Origin of the sequence: Zobellia roscoffensis, assembly GCF_015330165.1 — a bacterium.
GTDB classification, from domain to species: domain Bacteria; phylum Bacteroidota; class Bacteroidia; order Flavobacteriales; family Flavobacteriaceae; genus Zobellia; species Zobellia roscoffensis.
Genome location: NZ_JADDXT010000002.1, coordinates 3,609,187 through 3,627,749, shown reverse-complemented (window position 1 = coordinate 3,627,749; position 18,563 = coordinate 3,609,187). Strand labels below are relative to the sequence as shown.

Below are 18,563 nucleotides of genomic sequence, written 5' to 3'. Positions count from 1 at the left end.
ATTAATTTGCTCTTCGAAGTAAAATAGCCCAATCTTGCTGTTTCTTATCAGGTGATTTTCCTAGTTCTACCACTGAACCTCCCGATACTTTCTTTACTTTGGATTTTCTAAGTTCACCTCCTTTTTTCGGATTGAACCAAAGCACTTCAAAATCACCAGAGGCATTGGATAAATCTAGCGTAGCCGTTGGAACAGAATTTAGATATACCGCATATACCTCATTCTCTTTGGCCAAGCAATACACTGTGTTTTTGTTATCTGAATTTCCAACTAAATCATTTCTGTTTTCGGTCTCCCAAAAAGGAATATTGTTTTCCTTAAAGAACTTAACCGCATTTACCGCCTGATCCCAAAAGAGGTCTCTAGAGCGGTAATCTTCACAGGTAAGGTCTGAATGTGGGTGTGCATAACCAAAATACCATTCATTACCCCATCCGCCGGCCATAAAAGTACCCCAAAGGCCATTTCTACGAGCATTATCATGATCGGGGTTTTCTGCATCCGTAATTAGCGAATGTTGCGCATCACCAGGCTCATCTACCGCAACGGCCCATTGGAAACCTGCCTTTTTAGACTCATCCAACCAATGTAACACCTGCCCGTGAACACGACTAAAATCGGTTTTATTGGTCTGAACGGATGGTCCCGTAAGTCCACTTTCAGGTCCTAAAAGGTCTACAAAATCTTTTCCGTTATGAATTACCAAATGATGATGGTAGGGGTCGTTCTTTTTGAAATAAGTGGTCATTGCCAAACGCTGCTCCTCTTCCTGCGGTGGCGTGGTCGGGTTCTTTACCCATTCGCCATTTTCCTCGCAAAGATTCCAGTTAAGTGCTAAATGATGTCCAAAACGCGCCATTATCTCACGGTAGTACAATTTTGTATTTGCACCAACCCCCCCATTATCCAAGAGTCCCTGATTTTCTACTTCTAAAAGTTTAAAATGAAGAAAAAGACCTAGCTTTTGTGCATGCTCAAAAATAATTTCCCACTGGTCCATTTTGGAAACATCTATTCGGTCATACGTGTCATAATCGACATATGGAAAAACGTTCTGGTCATCACCTGCTATATTGTTAGTCAAAAACGAAACCGAATTCAAACCTTTTGAAGCCAAATAATTCAATGCCCCAATAATAGCTTTTCCCTTGCCATTCTTCCAGGTTGGGTCATTCTGCTTATAATCCTGTAAATGTGCGGACCATGTTTTCACCATCTTATCCTTATGACCATCATCCTTAAACGTACCGTCCAAATCTACATAGGACAAGAAATTTTCGGGAGCATCAGGACCTTGTTTCAGAAAGTATTCACCTGTCTCGGCAAACTTCAAATAACGTTCGCCAACATATCGCAACCTTCCTTTTCCTCTAAAATCCGCACCAGATTTATCGGTTTTTTCTATGTTGAACGTTCCACTTGCTCCGTCCATAAAGCCTGCACTGACACCCGTATTGGATTTTGTACTTACCGCAGAATAGTTACCTTTTCTAAAATCAACATCATACGTCCACTCTCCTATTTCATCGGGAGCAAAATGCACACGCCATTTGTTTCCTTTGATGGAAGAAGATTGTCCGGCATCACCATCTGCCGCATAATAACCCGGTACAACAAAAGACTTTTTACTCTGCTTGTGCGTAAAGGTTACATTAAAACGATAGTTCATAAAAGGATTGTAATCTGCATCCTCAGAAGTACTTGGCCCATCAAAAGTTAGAGTTACCTTGTGCCACTTTTTAAGTTCTCCCGTAATCTTTAAATTGGTCTGGTCTGCCATTTTCTGTTGTATTTCCTCCAACAGCTTTTTACCAGTACCCGCCTTTACCAATACCAACCCACTCCAACGCGCACGGCTAAATTCTTTACCATCCTTACTCTTTGGAACCGCCTTTAAGCCAATGGCATCATTATTCTTCAATTCAATATTGGAATATACTTTTACATATTCCAACCCTTCCTCAAACATATTACTGCTCAGCGGAGTTCTAAAATCCTGAAAACTCTCATCGTTTTTTTTCAAAGTGTATATAGAACGACCATCATTTTCACCAACCGTAAAAAGAAGTACGTCATAGTTACCTTCTGGACCCTCAAAATCAAGAGAAGCTTCAGCCTCATTAAATTTCTCCGGGTTAATAGCTAACCACTTCTTATCATTATAAAAAGTATTTTTAGTACTCTTAAAGGCCTGAGCAGGATATATTTTAGCACTTGGCCTTACTTCTTTCACCATGGCCAATACGTCTTGATCAGCCACAACCACACTTTTCTTCGCTGGATGAAAAGAGCTATCCTTGGTTAGGATAAACTGATCCATTTCAAAACCATCCTCCCGCATACTGAATTGAATATCATGCTCACCAGCTTTATCAATATCTATATAAATAAATCCCGGAACACCACAATGTCTTTCTTCGGTTCGTTGACTATTCCCCCAGGTCCAAGTATCCTTACCGTCGCACCACTGCATACGCTGACCACTTTCTGGCCAAGTACCATCAACACCAACATGAACACCATTATCTTCAGATCCTGTGCTATATGCACGAACCCAAACATAGTATCTCCCTGCCTCAGAAAAATTCACTTTGTAATGCAAAACACCCATTTTGCCCGGCTCATTTGAAAAATTTTCTCCAACAATCAGCTTTTCATCATGATTGGTACGTGTATCCGGTAAAATTTCAATGTATTTCTCACCATTGGCAGCCTTAAAATGTAAATTATGCTCAAGGCTTTTCATCTTTGCTCCGTAAGCTGCATCTATAACATACCACTTGCGCTTGTCCGTATGGCTCTGATCATAAAAATCTTCGGCCTCAACCACAACTTTACCTTTTGTTTCCGTATTACTTTTGGGCTGATTTGCTTGTGTCTGAAAAAAACTTAAAGACAAGGCAAGTAAGAAGTGACTCTTTACAATGGACTTCCATTTTTGTTGTTTCATTGGTGTTCTTTTTTCTGTTTGTTGATATTGAGATAATTAGAGCTTCCTTACGGCAAAGCTTGATTGTTTTAACGATTACTAGTACATTTATAAAAACGATACAAAGTTTTATAAATCTAAAATTTTGAGTGACTCAATCGTCTGTATAATCATTGTAAATCGATGGTTTTGAATTGCGCAAATTTTGCGCTTATTTTATGTAATTCCACAATTTTAAACGAATTAACACTTAAATCATACAATAATACAGATTAATTCATCAATATCACATATTTTAATTGTGCAAATTTGTGCAACCAAAATACTTTTGTTTGAGGTTTTTAATAAAAACATACCTCTATTTAACCGATACTGGAGCGTACTATACCTTATCGGCAATTCTCATATTCCAAACCATTTCTGCTGTATCTTTGTTTTAAAACACAACACTCCTTATTTCTAATGTATTACTGAATGTGAAGAAGTCCCTATTTATATTACTGTTTTGTCTTTCGGCATCAATAAACGCCCAACAAGCGTATACCAAAACTTTAAAGTTAATGGGCAGCCGGTTTGATATTACCGTAGTTGCCAAAGATTCTGTAGATGGAAACAAAAATATAAGTTTAGCAGTTGACGAAATTTCTAGGATAGAGAACCTAATCTCTTCATGGAAACCTGACTCTGAAACTTCAAAAATTAATAGAAATGCCGGAATACAACCCGTCCCGGTTTCCCCAGAACTGTATCAACTCATTGAACGGGCAATCGGTCTATCAAAACTCACTGATGGAGCCTTTGACATTAGCTATGCCTCTATGGATAACATATGGGTGTTTGACGGTAGTATGACCCAAATGCCAAATAGAAGCTCTATAGCATCTTCAGTGACTAAAGTCGGTTTTCAGAACATTCTACTTAACCCACAGGACAGTAGCGTTTTTCTGAAAAAAAAAGACATGAAAATAGGGTTTGGTGGCATCGGTAAAGGATATGCCGCAGATATGGCCAAGAAATTTTTAATCGAAAAAAGAGTTCCCGCAGGGATTATCAATGCTTCTGGGGACATGAATACATGGGGGAAACAACCCAACGGTGAACCGTGGAAAGTTGCCATAACCAACCCTATGAACAAAAACAAAACCTTTGCATTGCTCCCCATTGCACAGGGAGCGGTAGTCACTTCCGGTAACTATGAGAAGTTCGTGAATTTTAAAGGTAAACGCTATTCACATATAATTGACCCTAGAACCGGATATCCTTCCTCAGGGATTATTAGCGTTACCGTTTTTGCTCCTAAAGCAGAGTTGGCAGATGCCTTGGCTACTTCGGTCTTTGTAATGGGTAAAGAAGTAGGGCTCAATAGAATAAATCAAATGCCCAAAATAGGATGTATCATTATCGATGATAAAGGAAATATTTTCACATCGAAAAACGTTGAAATAGAAAACTAAGATGAGAACTTTTCTACTAATCCTAGGTTTGACACTTTCCCTTCACAGCTGTGTTGTGGTCAAAGAGTACGAAAAGGTAAACCTGAATGACCCTGATATGCTCCTATCGGATAAAAAATGTGACCGAAATGTTACTGTTGCACATTCATATAGAGAAGCAGCTGTTGGTGCCAACGGAGGAAAAACAGGTGGTGGCTGCGGCTGCAACTAAGCTATGAGATGATTATGACTCTACTAAAAAACATATTTCTTTTTCTCCTGATGCTGGCTCTACAACAGGTTTGGGCCCAGGACACGGAACAGACCTATAAAAAACGTGTTCTTGAAACTACGGAGGTGGATTTCTTATGGAGCTATTACTCTCAAGACGGGGATAATGCCGCAGTAAGTGGCGGAAGAGGAACCGAAGAACTAACGGATGCTACCGGAACAATTATTGTTTCCATTCCGCTAAACGATGATGATGTACTTACCATAGACGCCGGGGTTTCCGCTTACACCTCCGCCTCGTCTAGCAATGTAGATCCTTTTGACAAAAGAAGTAATGCCGACCCATTTGTTGCCAGTTCAGGAGCTTCTCAATCTGATACTTGGGTGAATTTAACAGGCAACTATAGCCATAGCTCCGATGATAGAAATGATATTTGGTCGGCCAAATTCTCCGTTTCCTCAGAGTACGATTATTTTTCTCTGGGTTTTGGAGGCAGCTACACTAAACTCTTCAATGAAAAGAATACGGAGGCCAGCATTAACGCCAATGTGTATTTGGACAAGTGGACCACTATCTACCCTTTTGAACTCCGTCCTTTTGGAGAAAATGGAATAGGATTTTTTAGACCTGAGGAAATTACCGGAAACACCAATTACAATCCAAATTTCTCCGAACTGGACCAAACCAACAGAAATTCTTATTCATTAGGGCTAGGTCTCTCCCAGATTCTACACAAAAATGTACAAGGGTTAATATCATTTGATATCATCAATCAACAAGGCTTACTTTCTACGCCATTTCAACGTGTCTATTTTTCCGATGTAGACGATTCCTTTATAGAAAATTTTCAATTGGCCGATGACATAGAACGTTTGCCTGACGGAAGATTGAAGTTCGCTTTAGGCGGACGCCTGAACTGGTACCTCAACGAAATTATAGCTTTAAGAACCTATTACCGCTATTATTTTGATGATTGGGGCATCAACTCGCATACGGCAAACCTTGAGGTATCCGTTAAACTGGGAGATAAATTCACCTTATATCCTTCTTATCGCTTCTATAACCAAACCGAAGCCGATTACTTTGCTCCTTACGAAACCCACGTTTCTACTGAGAAATATTACACATCGGACTATGACCTATCCGAATATTCAGCAAATCAATATGGCTTGGGAATCTCGTATACCGATATCTTTACAAAACTGCATATTTCTAAATTTGGACTAAAAAGTATTCACCTGAAGTTTTATCAGTACGACAGGGACACTACATTTAGCTCATCTATCATTACGGCAGGGGTAAAATTCGTTATGGATTAAATCTAAACCCTCACCTTTTTTTAACCCATAAAAAGACACAAACTATTGAATGCTCCTCAATAGTACTTAATTTGAAATAAGCACTTTATGGATTGTTGATTCCCCATCACTAGTCACTACGCGAACAACATACATTTCTGGTTTTAAAATACTTACATCTAGTTTGTAAAGTTTCTGTTCAACTTGGATAGCATTGGCTTTTTCCATTTTAACCAATGTTCCATCCATGGTATAAATAGCAATATATTCTGCTTCTTTTTGTTCTTCTTGAAGCGAAATATATACTTCAGTATGTGCTGGGTTGGGATATAAACTAACCACACTTAGGCTCTGCTCCACTAACAAATCCGAAGCAATTCCAGATTCCAGATTTCTATATAAATCAACAACTTCTGTTTGGGTAGTTGAATTTTTACCGCTAAGCGAGCAATTAAAATCCGTCTCTCCAAAACCAGTTGGTAGTTCCCCGTTTTTGGTAACGTATATTTTATCAAGTTTAGCACCTTGTTCCCTATGGGCAAAAACTATGGTATTGTTTCCTTCATTCAAATCTAAGGTCACAAAAACAGATCTGCGTTCCTTATCGTGCAACTGTCTCCAATTAAAACCGTTGCCTCCTAAAATATAATTCCATTTTAACCAAGGTCCGTTATTCGCTCGAACCCAAAAACTATCATTATCTCCTGTAGGTGTATCCACAAGAGCATATAAATTATAAGTTCCTTCCTCAACGGAAAGGTCAAAACGTATACTTGAATCTTCATCGGTAGGTGCATTATAAAAGTGATTGCCAGAAGGTGCTTCCAAATATTTCCCGCCGGAAACAGAACCATCCGTTCTAATCAACCAATTAGCTCCCACATCTGCGCATTCTGCTTCAAGCCAAATATGGTCGCTCAGACCAACTACCTCTGGACCAACCGTTACTCCAACCTCATCTGAATTAGCTTGATTTTCATCATCGATTATCGTTAGCCGAAAAACATAGGAGCCTTCTATTAGATTACTAGCATTAAGTTCCGAATTCATAACCGAAGATAAGGTAGCGGCATTTGGCCCACTAACCTGTGCCCATTGGTATGAAACCGCACCACCGTCCGGATCACTACCAGAACCGTTCAACACCACTTCATCCGTAGGCAGAACTATGCTCTGATCTTGCCCTGCATTAGCAATAGGCTCTAACGAAGGCTGGCTCCCTTCTTCCCCTACAATCTCAATGGCATTGATAATAGGATGTCTAGAACCCCCATCGGATTCCAATGCCGAAAAGTCGATATTAAGGACGCCATCCGTAACGAAAATCGAGTGCGTGCGAACCAATAGGGCATCCGCTCCCACCGATGCAAAAACATCCAAATTATCCTCTACCAATTCATTCTCCAAACGTACATCAAAAACACGGCTGCCCGTTCCGCCAGACCCTCCTCCGGTCGCACCAAACCACAGTTCGGCAAAATGTAACCTTACTGTATATGCCCCGTCAGGCAATGGAATATCGTAGCCCATAAGCTGAGACCTGCTAAACCTAAAACTCCGATATGGTTCAGGCAAACCTGTTTGTGGTCTATTAAGAGTTGAACCCGTATCGAAATGCTGGTCTGCGATAAACTCATTACCATTATAGGTAGTTTCTAGACCACCCGCATTGATACGAAGAAAGAAATCACTCTCGGTTGGCTCTGGCTGCACAGTAACATTCACTTCATCAAAAACCGTATCGTTCTCGTCGTCGATTACAGTTAGGCGAAATGTGTAGTCTCCCACCACTAAATTTGTAACTATAAGATTGACTGAGTTAGAATTGGTTAATGTAGCGCTGTTGGGACCATTTTGCTGCGTCCATTGATAAGTAACCGTACCACCATCTGGGTCGCTGCCCGAACCGTTTAGGGTGATGTTAGCGGTAGGCAAGTTGATATTTTGGTTCTCTCCTGCGTTGACAATGGGTGACTGCCCACCACCAATTGATTGTGCTGTAAGGATAACCTCATCGGATGCCGTTTCGTTATCTTGGTTAGTGACCGTCAATCGAAATACGTAATTTCCTTCTAAAAGTCCTGTTGCGGAAAGGTTCGCTGTATTTTCATCGCTTAATGTTGCTGAATTGGGGCCACTGACCTGCGTCCATAAAAATGTAACCGGACCGCCATCAGGATCATGTCCCGAACCATTAAAAGTGACGCTTGTAGTAGAAGGAAGTGTAATTGCCTGATTGTTTCCTGCCTCCGCCACAGGTGGTACCGAGGGACTTCCGCTACCAATCACTTCAATAGCGTTGATTATCGGATGCCGACTGCCTCCATCTGCAGCTAGCGAAGAAAAGTCAATATCAAGTATGCCGTCATTTACATATACGGTATGCGTCTTTACCAAAGGTTTCTCTGCTCCCACTTCGGCAAATACATCCAGGTTATCTTCTAGCAACTCATTTTCCAAACGTACATCGAACACTCTATTTCCTACTGCTCCTTCACCACCTCCCGTAGCCCCGAACCAGGTTTCGGCAAAATGTAATCTCACAGTGTATGCTCCATTGGGAACCGGCAGGTCGTAATTCATAGTTTGCGAACGGCTATAACGTATGCTACGGTAAGGCTGCGATAATCCAGTTTGAGGCCTGTCAAGTGTACTTCCAGTATTAAAATATTGGTCGTCTATGAATTCTTCGCCATTAAAGGTAGACTGAGAACCGCCGATATTGATACGCAGTGTGAACCCTCCTTCAGTTGACTCGGGAACTACGGTTACGGTCACTTCATCAAAGGAGTTAGCGTTCTCATCGTCCGTTACCGTTAATCGGAAGGTATAGTTCCCCGCCACCAAATCGGATGCCGTTAGATCGGCGGTGTCGAAATTGGACAATGTGGCCGTGTTAGGACCACTTTGTTGGGTCCATAGAAAAGTAATCGGACCGCCATCAAGGTCATTGGCCGAACCGCTCAAGGTTAATTCAGAAGTAGGCAAGTTAATTTCCCGGTCATCACCTGCATTGACAATTGGCACACTATTAGTCACCGTACTTTTGTTCTCAAAAATCCTCGGCACGATATTATCCCATCCTATCGAAACAATATCCAAATCACCATCATTGTCAATGTCTACTACCTGTGCCCCATCGTGATGGTCAAAACCGGTACCCCCGGCATTAACGGTATGGGTAATCCAAGTACCGGAATTACAAAGATCATTCTCAAAAACTAACAACCTATTATCTCCCTTCCATTCCCCCACTACAATATCCGGGTCACCATCAGCATCAATATCCGTAGCATATAGACTCAGGCTAGAACTAATATCCGTGGCCAAAACATGTTTTATCCATGTTGATGTAGGGTTAGAAGGAGCTTCAAACCATGCAAATTCCTTACGGTCCGACGCACTTGAACCAATCCCCAATTGCCCCACCACGGCATCCAAATCGCCATCTCCATCAAAATCTGCCAGTTGCGACCTATCAGACGTGGTACGGTAACCAATACCTGTGGAGATAGTGGTCCAATTTCCGTTACTTTCGTTTCTTAACCAATTATCGGATTGAAATAAATCCAAATCACCATCACCGTCCAAATCGGCACTTTGCAAATCTTCCCCTAAGGAATAATCACTAATATCCGTCAAGGTCCATGTACCGTTTTTGGGATTGGAGGGAACTGTTAACATTTGCACCGTAGACCCAGAAGATTCGGCACCGTTCCAATTAATTGCAATTTGAAAAGGCCCACCAGGTTGAAATATGCCTGATGTTATACCTTGTATTTTTTTCTCCCAATAGGTTGTCCTTCCTGCTGGAATATTGGTATGAATCGTGAAATTTCCAGCGCCATCATTCTCTGCCCAGGCCATATCCTCTCCTTTGTATGCCCCTTGCGTACCTAATAAATCCAAATCACCGTCACCATCAAAATCATGAACTAAAGCAACGTTCTTAAACGGATTCCCTATAGTTTTCTGTTCCCAATTACCGGAAGCACTTCCGGGATTCTTATACCACCAGCCACCGGCAACAATATCCTTTAGGCCGTCACCATTCAAATCCTCTTTCGGAAGAATATAAACTGCTCGGTACGGCAGTTCCGTAGACTGGAGCTCATGTGTTTGCCAATGACCAGGGAAAGGAGTAGCGTTACAATTACCAGATGACTGTCCATAAGTTAAACCGGTGAAAAGCAAACTCATTAATAATGTCCCATGAAAAACTTGTAGAAATATATTTTCTCTTTTCATAATCTTAAGAGTTCTATAAAGATGGTTGGTTAATAATAGAAACGGGGTTATGTAAAGCCATAATCCCAAAACCTTTATAAAAATAGACTTTAAAAAGAGATAGGCAAGAGATACAACCACTTAATCGACTAGTTGCTACATTAGAGGACAAACAACTATAGGTCAAACACTTAAAAAGTCTAATTACAACGCAAGCGATTGAGATGCACAATATCAAAACAAGAAACGTTTTCTATTTCCGAAGACACACACAACGCTGAAAAATACCCTTCTTGAGGAACAAAAGAGAAGAACTTCCAACTATCTTTTTCCTTAGGATTCCATTGTGTTCGAAGGAGTTGAGGAAAATCATCATGAATAGAAACCGAAAAGGAAGTCAAATCAAAAGAAAGTCCGGCTCCTTTTGCCTTTATAAAAGATTCTTTTCTAGTCCAACAATTAAAAAAGGCTTTACCTAAACTGGCTTCAGGATAAGATAATACCTCGGAAACCTCATCTGGAGAGAAAAATTCTCTTGCAATCTTAGCACTATCAAAATTGGGCTTTATTCGCTCTACATCCACTCCTACTTGACCTTGAGTTACAAATGCCAAGACAATAAGTTCTCCTGAATGAGACACATTAAACCTTAAAGAAGTTTCTTGATTATAATGAGGTTTACCATAATCACTATACTTAAAACTGATATTTTCCGGTGGAACACCCAAGTAGCGCCCAGACAAATCCCTTAGCAATCCTCTGGCTAAAATATACGTCTTCCTATCCTTTTCAAATTTGAACTTACCTGCCCTTTCTAGTTCATCTGGAGAAAGCAACTTTTGATAAGAATAAAGCGCATCAAAATCATTTACATTGAAATTCCATATGTGCGCTTCACTTTTAAGTAATTTCATACTTCATTTTTAGTCTACTTTTTCCGTAGCTTCAAACTCTTTCATACAACTGTCTATAACAATAGCGGTTTTGCGCACCATTTTTGAATCTTCAAAAAGCTTATCATGATGCCCTTCAACCGGAATAACAACTACTACTTTAGTTGTCATTTTTTTCCATGAATCAATTACTTTACCGTTAAAATCGGTATCTGACTTGTCCGTCAAAAGCAAACGAATATTGCTTTCTATAGGCTTCCAATCATACTTTTCATAAATTTTAATATGATTGTCATGAAGGATTCTAATCAATTTTTGGCTTCCGCTACTCGCAAGGGTTTTATATTTTTCTTTAAGTGGATAGATTAGTTTTGATTTAAGAAAACGGTGAACAGCATCCACTGGTTTCTTTTTAAATCGCTCAAAGAAGGCCGTTGTACGGACTTTTGTTCTGGATACCGCAAACAAACTAAGATAATCTGCCATGGTATCTGCTATAATAAGATTTCCTTTATCCCTAGTTTCGTTCAACAACCTCACAACTTCCATGCCTATGGCCGTATTATAGCAGTATGCAATAAAATGATATGGGCCATGTGGTTGTACTTTTTTAATTTCCTTGATAAAGCTGACTGCCATTTCATTGACACTCCTATGCAAAACAAGCTCATCTTCATGCCCTGAAGCTTGAAGTGCGTAAACAGGCCTATCTTCCTTTAAATGATTTGCAAACTGGTTATAATAAAAAAAGTGTGTTCCTCCGGAATGCAAACAAAATAAAGGAGGTTTTGTGCCCTTGGAGCGAATAGGAACAAGGTGTCTGAATTCTGTTTTATCAAAAACTTTGGTCTTCTCTATTTCTATAGATTGAATATGACGCGTAAGCTCTGAAATTGTCTGATTCTCAAATAATTGATTAGGAGACAATTTTATATTAGCTGCTTTTGCTTTTGATATCACCTGTATGCTCAATATAGAATCTCCCCCTATTTCAAAAAAGTTATCATGAAGTCCAATTGAAGATAAACCAAGAACTTCTTTCCAAATTACCGATATCTTTTTCTCCAACATTGTTGAAGGCAACTCTACTGTTCTACCGGCTATTTTTTCATCCGTCGGCTTCACTTGTAGCAAACGAACCTTATCTACCTTACCATTGGGCAACCGCGGAAACTCATCTACTTGAATAATTGTAGTAGGCACCATGTATTCTGGTAATTTGGTTTTTAAAACACGTTTTAAATCCGCAACATTAACCTTCACAATAGCCTCTATATATGCTACTAATTTTTTGCTATCTTCAACCAAAGCCACAGTTGAAATTACCGATTCCTGCCTCGATATAGTTTTTTCTACCTCATCTAATTCTATGCGAAAACCTCGAACTTTTACTTGGTGGTCTACCCTTCCCAAAAATTCAATAGTGCCGTTATTTCGATACCTCCCTAAATCGCCTGTTTTATATATCTTATCTTTTGACCCTATTCTAAACGGATTGTCTAAAAACAAATTTTCCGTAAGGTCTCCCCTATTTATATATCCTTTTGAAACTCCAGGCCCTCCAATATATATTTCTCCTACCGCACCAAAAGGAACTGCACCTTGAGATGAGTTAAAAAGATATATTTCTGCGTTGGCAACAGCTTTGCCAATAGGAACAACTTTAGAATTATCCGTAGTTTCAAATTTGTGTGCAATACACCAAACCGTAGCTTCCGTAGGGCCATATTCATTATATAGACTTACAGTTGGCAGGTTTTTAAAATGGAGCTCTCGTAAATTCTGCCCACAAACTTCGCCCGCTACTATTACCGTATGAAGACTTTTTAATTTGGAAACATCCCCATGCTCTAAAATAACACTGTATAAAGAAGGAAGCATAAGTGTATGACTAACCTTATGCAACTTTACTATTTCCTCTATTTTACTTATATCTTGTTCAATCCTATTCTTAGTAAGGATAAGGTTTCCTCCCGTACAAAGTGTCCAATAAATCCCTGCTTTTGAACTATCAAATGAAATAGATGACAATAACAAGAATACATCTGGATTCTGAGGGTAGAAGTCTAATCTTCCTGCGGTAGAATTGATAATGTTTTTATGGCTTATTTGCACCCCTTTAGGCTTTCCGGTACTGCCAGAGGTATAAATGAGGTAAGCTAAATCATTTTCGTCCACATCGGGCAAAATTACTTTTTGCAATTCAGTGGCTGTCAACTTATCAGTTAAAATGATATGCTTATTTGTTTCTTCAAAAACCTTGGCTAAACTACTTTGAGTAACCACTATATTACAACTAGAATCTTCTAAAATAAAATTTAACCTTTCCATGGGATATTTTGGATCCATGGGTAAATAAGCACAACCTGCTTTTAAGACGGCCAACAACGCCACCATCATTTCTATGGACCTATCCATGCAAAGCATTATGACTTCATTATGCTTCTTTGTTTTTTGAAGAATTGCAAAAGCAATACTATTGGCACGCGCATCCAATTCTTTATAGGTTATAGAAGCACCATTAAAGGTCAAAGCTTTATTTTGGGGGAACTTCTGGGCTACATTTTCTATTATTTGATGTATCCCTTTATAAGCTATAAAGTGAGTATTGTCTTCAGCTAGCTCTGGAAGCAATATTTTTTTTTCTTCCGAAGTCATCATAGAAAGACTCCCAACCTTTTCATTTGGATTATCAATTACTCCCTCCAACAGCATTTTATAATGCTCTAAGAAGCGTGTAATGGTATCGGTTTCAAATAAATCCGTATCATATTCAAAAGCCAATGACAAAAATCCATTTGATTCAGAGATGGACAAGGTTAAATCGAACTTAGAAACTTCAGTATCAAACTCAGTCTCGTCTATCAATTTTAAATCCTCTCCAAATGAAGGTTTTGCAGTAGACGAATGGTATAAAAACATTACTTGAAAAAACGGACTAACCGCTAACGACCGTTCTACATTTAATTCCTTTACGAGAACATCAAAAGGAATGTCTTTATTTGAGAAAGCCGAAAGCGTATTTTTTTTTACCTCATGAATCAATTCTGAATATATAGCATCCGCGTGGACTCTATTTCTTAACACCACTGTATTAATAAAAAACCCGAGCACCTTCTCAAGTGATTTTGCGCTGCGGTTTGCTATAGGCGTACCCACTAAAATATCCGATTGACCAGTATACTTATGTAAAAACAGATAATATGCCGTGAGCAAGAAAACAAAAGGTGTTGTCCCCATTTCCTTGGAAGTATTTAAAACCCTAGCAGAGAAATCCGCAGCTAAATGCAGTGTCTGTTGCTTTCCCCTAAAAGCCGGTTTTGAAGGTCTTACATTATCGGTTTGTAAATTCAAGAGAGGAATATCTCCGGAGAGTTCTTGCTTCCAATATTCCAACTGCTTGGTATCTATTGGAGTATTTCGCTCCCAATGGGCATAATCCGAGTATTGCAACGTTTCAGTAACAGCTTCTAACGATTCATCAGAGAGCAACTTTAGATATATGTTCGCCAACTGTTGCTTTAAAACATCAATAGACCATTCATCTATAATAATATGGTGCATGGTAAAGAAAAGAACATATCTGTTTGGTGTATGTTTTATTAAAGATACACGCACCAAACCGGGTTCGGACAAATCAAAAGGCAAGGATGATTGCTTGTGCATTAGATTACTAGCCTCCTCCCTTGCTTCAAATTCCGTTAAATGACTCACATCAAACTCCTTAAGGCTCGGTATACCATCATCCACTTTAAGAATGGGAACACCTTCAACAGTAGGATAGTATGACCTTAGACCCTGATTATGCTCAAAAATATAATTGAGGCTCTTGTTTAATACATCAACATTCAGTTTTCCTTCAAAAGTCAGCGCCTCAGAGTAATTATAGAAGGGGTTATCAGGATATAATTGTTGTAAAAACCAGATACGCTGTTGACCGCTAGACAAAGGAATTTGAGCATCAACAGGCACCTTAGGTATCTGCAATGACGTAGATTCCTTAGTCTCCCGGTTTTTCCATCGGTTTAAAAGCGAACTATTTTTAGTGCTTTCTTTCAAGTGCTCTATTTTGTGAGTTACTTATTTTAAACCAACAAAATTCGCCACAGGGTATAAAATATTTCTGTTGATAAATTCATCCAAAGGCAAATCAATATCAAAAGCTCTTTCTATAAGCCAATACGCAGAAATAACTATCAAAACTACGGAAAGCCATACCAGAAATCTAGAGTAGTATTTGTTATTCCTTATAAAATATAGAATTGGAAAAATCAGTGCTATGATTGCAATCTGACCAATCTCCACTCCCACATTAAACCCAACTAAAGATAACGACAAATACTCGCCTTTAAAACCTAAATCTCCCAAAACACTTGCAAAACCAAAGCCGTGAAAAAGTCCAAAAACAAAAGCAATTACCCAATCTTCACCTTTAAATATGGGCCTAATATTATGAAAAGCAGCAAGACCTACAGAAAAGGCAATAATGGATTCTACCACCCTAGAAGGAAGGTTTATAATCTCCAAAGATGCCAGACTAAGTGTAATAGTATGGGCAATTGTAAAGAAGGTTACAATTTTAAGAATATAGATAAAAGCCGGTCTAAACTTTTTAACCGGTTCCCAACCCCAAATATTGAATTTTCCGTTATTTGTAAATTCACCTGTAACTCCATTTTTCTTGCGTCTTCGTACCACGGAAGGCAATATCAACGCCACCAAGAATAGAATATGATCCATACCTATCCAAATGTGCCATATTCCTTGTTGCACCATAGCTAGAAAACCTTTCCATAAGGACGTTTCCTTAATAGAGAAAGTACCATTTCTCTCCCCTTCTGACAGGTACAAAGCTACAATGTGCTCATTGTTTATCAAGCCTGCCTTCCAATTATACTCCATTGCCACAAGACACATATGGGTAGGGTCTTCATCAAAAAACGCATCATAATCCAATGTAAGGCTGTCCGGTAAATTTTCTGAATTTTCTAGTCGAAAATGGAAGTTGACAAAATCCCCATAGGAAAGGTTTAACTTTGATATTTCTCCGGTAAATACGATCTGATAGGCTCCTAATTCTGATGAAAACTTAGCATTCTCCAGTAAATAGGCCTGGATTTTTTCTTGATAAGGTCTAACCTGTTCCATACTTGGGTGTAGCCCAACATCCAAGCCAAAGACATTGACAAGTTCATTGGCGTTGACCTCAAAACGACCTTCAATACCCGTTTTCTCATAAATCCGAAGGTATATTAAACTTTGTTTAGGTTGATGAGCGAACGTAACAATAGGGACCAACAAAAAGAGTCCAAAAATAAGTGGTAGTAATAGTTTTTTCATAGCGCCATCAAGATAGAGAATTATTTGAATTTTAACTTATTTTTTCGATTTCCAACGCCAAAATCGGATTGCTACAATTTTTAAAAGGTCCTTACTACCGTTTAAAAAGATTTGTACAGCCTTTGTGCTGAACCCAAAAACCACATGGCCCAACTATTGAATATTCAGTAAAATAAGATAGAGAATGTTGAATATTTTAAAGTAAAATCGATAAATACCTGTAATTTTTCGATGATCGACCTGCAAATCAGTTATTGAACTACTTTTTTTCTTGATAAGCTCAACATCATAAATTATATTAGCCATGCTATGAATTTGGAGGTTTTGAGTGGAATCAAAAAGCTCGTGGTTTGTGGTATGTAATCAACTAAACCCGTAATTTGAAATCACCGTATACATTACCGCAACTTATTGATAATGTAGCAAACACATCGCCTAATCGCGAAGCCTTTCGTTACTTGCACCAAACCATATCCTATGGCGACCTTCAACTTAAGTCTAACCTGCTAGCCTCTTATTTAGTATCAATAGGCATACAGAAAGGCGACCGTGTTGGCATCTACATGAACCGTTGTCTTGAAACCTGTATTGCCGTATATGGTATTCTCAAAGCTGGAGCCGCGTATGTTCCATTGGATACTTTTACCCCTTACAATCGCACTGCTACAATACTAAATGACTGCGGGATTACGTGCCTAATCACCACGCCAACGAAAAGACGAAAAGTAATGTCGCTTTTAAATGAAAGCCATGCTATATCTACAATTATTGGTGACACGCTTCCTCATTCTATTCAATCTATCGATTGGGATGCTATTTTCTCAATTGGGTTGAAAGATTCTATATCTCCTATTATTCTTGACCAAGATTTAGCTTTTATCTTATATACTTCTGGTTCTACAGGAAAGCCTAAAGGCATAATGCACACGCATTATAGCACATTGAGTTTGGCTAAAATAGCAGCCGACACATATGGTTTTAATTCCAATGACATATTCGGAAATCCGGCACCTTTACATTTTGATCCTTCTACTTTTGGATATTTTGTAGCTCCTTTAGTAGAAGCAAAAACCGTAATAATTCCTGATGCCCATTTAAAAATGCCTGCGAGCCTTAGTGCTCTTATAGCGAATGAAAAAATTACGGTTTGGTATTCCGTACCGCTTATGCTCATACAACTTTTAAATAGCGGTACTTTAGACAAGAACGATTTCAGCTCTTTGAGATGGGTACTTTTTGCGGGGGAAGTTTTTATAACCAAACATTTAAGAGCTCTAATGTTACTGTGGCCAAATGCAAAATTCAGTAATTTATACGGACCGGCAGAGCTTATTTTATGTACGTATCACCATGTGACCGAACCTCCAAAAACTGACAAACCAATACCTATTGGCAAGGCGTGGGCCAATACAGAATATAAAATCATAGATGATAAAAATACCGATGTTCCCGTTGGGGAATCTGGTCAACTAGTTATCCGTTCGGCCACAATGATGAAAGGATACTGGAATAACAAAGCACTTACTGAACAATCACTTCATAGGGTAAACATTGCAGATGGCTACGAACATATTTATTATAAAACAGGAGATTTAGCTCAGTTAAACACAAAAGGAGAACTTCTCTTTATGGGCCGGAACGACAGACAAATAAAGTTAAGAGGCTATCGTGTAGAATTAGACGAAGTAGAACTTACACTACTCAATTATGAAAATGTTGAAGAAGTAGCTGTGATAGTTTTGGGGAAGAATGAAGAAGTCCAGGAGCTAGCTGCGGTTATAAAGCCAAAAAAGGACACCGCAATAAATCTAACGTATCTCATGGAATACTGTAAACTAGCCCTACCCTCCTACGCTATTCCCAAAACCATTGAATTTATGGATGATTTACCCAGAACGAGTTCCGGTAAAATAAGCCGAAAAGAAATTGGCAAAATACTAGCCGAAAATTATATATGAAAAACAAGATTATAGACTATATAAAAAGTGACTTAGCAACAGAAACAGTTGAAGAAATAGGTCTAAACGAAGACTTATTAGGCTCTGGCCTAGTAGACTCTGTTGGAATGGTACAATTGGTTCTTTTTATTGAAAATGAAGGGCAGATAATAGTGGCTCCCGAGGAAATGATTATTGATAATTTCATGACCATCAGTCATATTTTGGAATATATAAAGCGTAAACGCGATACAGAAACAAAGCAATCATAATA

10 protein-coding genes are annotated in these 18,563 nt (G+C 39.0%); 5 read left to right on the top strand and 5 right to left on the bottom strand.

Going from position 1 to position 18,563, the window contains the following annotated elements:
* Position 1 precedes the first annotated feature (1 nt).
* On the bottom strand, positions 2-2,950 hold the full coding sequence (locus tag IWC72_RS20330; protein WP_226979578.1) for a DUF5060 domain-containing protein: 2,949 nt from the start codon (positions 2,948-2,950) through the stop codon (positions 2-4).
* 455 nt (positions 2,951-3,405) lie between these two features.
* Between IWC72_RS20330 and IWC72_RS14580 the strand changes: the two genes are divergently transcribed.
* The 3 genes from IWC72_RS14580 to IWC72_RS14570 are packed head-to-tail and all read left to right on the top strand — an operon-like array spanning position 3,406 to position 5,913.
* Positions 3,406-4,383, top strand: a complete 978-nt coding sequence (locus IWC72_RS14580) for an FAD:protein FMN transferase (protein WP_394370098.1) — start codon at positions 3,406-3,408, stop codon at positions 4,381-4,383.
* A 1-nt stretch (position 4,384) separates the two neighbouring features.
* Entirely contained in the window at positions 4,385-4,594 is a 210-nt protein-coding gene (locus IWC72_RS14575) for a DUF4266 domain-containing protein (RefSeq protein WP_194526887.1), read from the top strand.
* Between the two features lie 14 nt (positions 4,595-4,608).
* Positions 4,609-5,913, top strand: a complete 1,305-nt coding sequence (locus IWC72_RS14570; RefSeq protein ID WP_194530266.1) for a DUF3570 domain-containing protein — start codon at positions 4,609-4,611, stop codon at positions 5,911-5,913.
* A gap of 66 nt (positions 5,914-5,979) precedes the next feature.
* Here IWC72_RS14570 and IWC72_RS14565 read toward each other — a convergent pair whose 3' ends face one another.
* The 4 genes from IWC72_RS14565 to IWC72_RS14550 all read right to left on the bottom strand — a co-directional run bounded on the left by IWC72_RS14565 (position 5,980) and on the right by IWC72_RS14550 (position 16,352).
* Positions 5,980-10,140: a T9SS type A sorting domain-containing protein gene (locus IWC72_RS14565; RefSeq protein WP_194530265.1), complete on the bottom strand. Its 4,161-nt coding sequence runs from the start codon at positions 10,138-10,140 to the stop codon at positions 5,980-5,982.
* Positions 10,141-10,319: 179 nt separating this feature from the next.
* A complete protein-coding gene (locus tag IWC72_RS14560; RefSeq protein ID WP_194526884.1) occupies positions 10,320-11,033 on the bottom strand; it encodes a 4'-phosphopantetheinyl transferase family protein in 714 nt (237 codons plus the stop codon).
* Between the two features lie 9 nt (positions 11,034-11,042).
* Positions 11,043-15,071 (bottom strand): non-ribosomal peptide synthetase, encoded by a 4,029-nt coding sequence (locus tag IWC72_RS14555; protein ID WP_194530264.1) that lies wholly within the window; start codon positions 15,069-15,071, stop codon positions 11,043-11,045.
* 21 nt (positions 15,072-15,092) lie between these two features.
* Positions 15,093-16,352: a HupE/UreJ family protein gene (locus tag IWC72_RS14550; protein ID WP_194530263.1), complete on the bottom strand. Its 1,260-nt coding sequence runs from the start codon at positions 16,350-16,352 to the stop codon at positions 15,093-15,095.
* Positions 16,353-16,732: 380 nt separating this feature from the next.
* Between IWC72_RS14550 and IWC72_RS14545 the strand changes: the two genes are divergently transcribed.
* Positions 16,733-18,310: an amino acid adenylation domain-containing protein gene (locus IWC72_RS14545; protein WP_194530262.1), complete on the top strand. Its 1,578-nt coding sequence runs from the start codon at positions 16,733-16,735 to the stop codon at positions 18,308-18,310.
* On the top strand, positions 18,307-18,561 hold the full coding sequence (locus IWC72_RS14540) for an acyl carrier protein (RefSeq protein WP_194530261.1): 255 nt from the start codon (positions 18,307-18,309) through the stop codon (positions 18,559-18,561). Before IWC72_RS14545 ends, IWC72_RS14540 begins: the two co-directional genes overlap by 4 nt.
* Positions 18,562-18,563 lie beyond the last annotated feature (2 nt).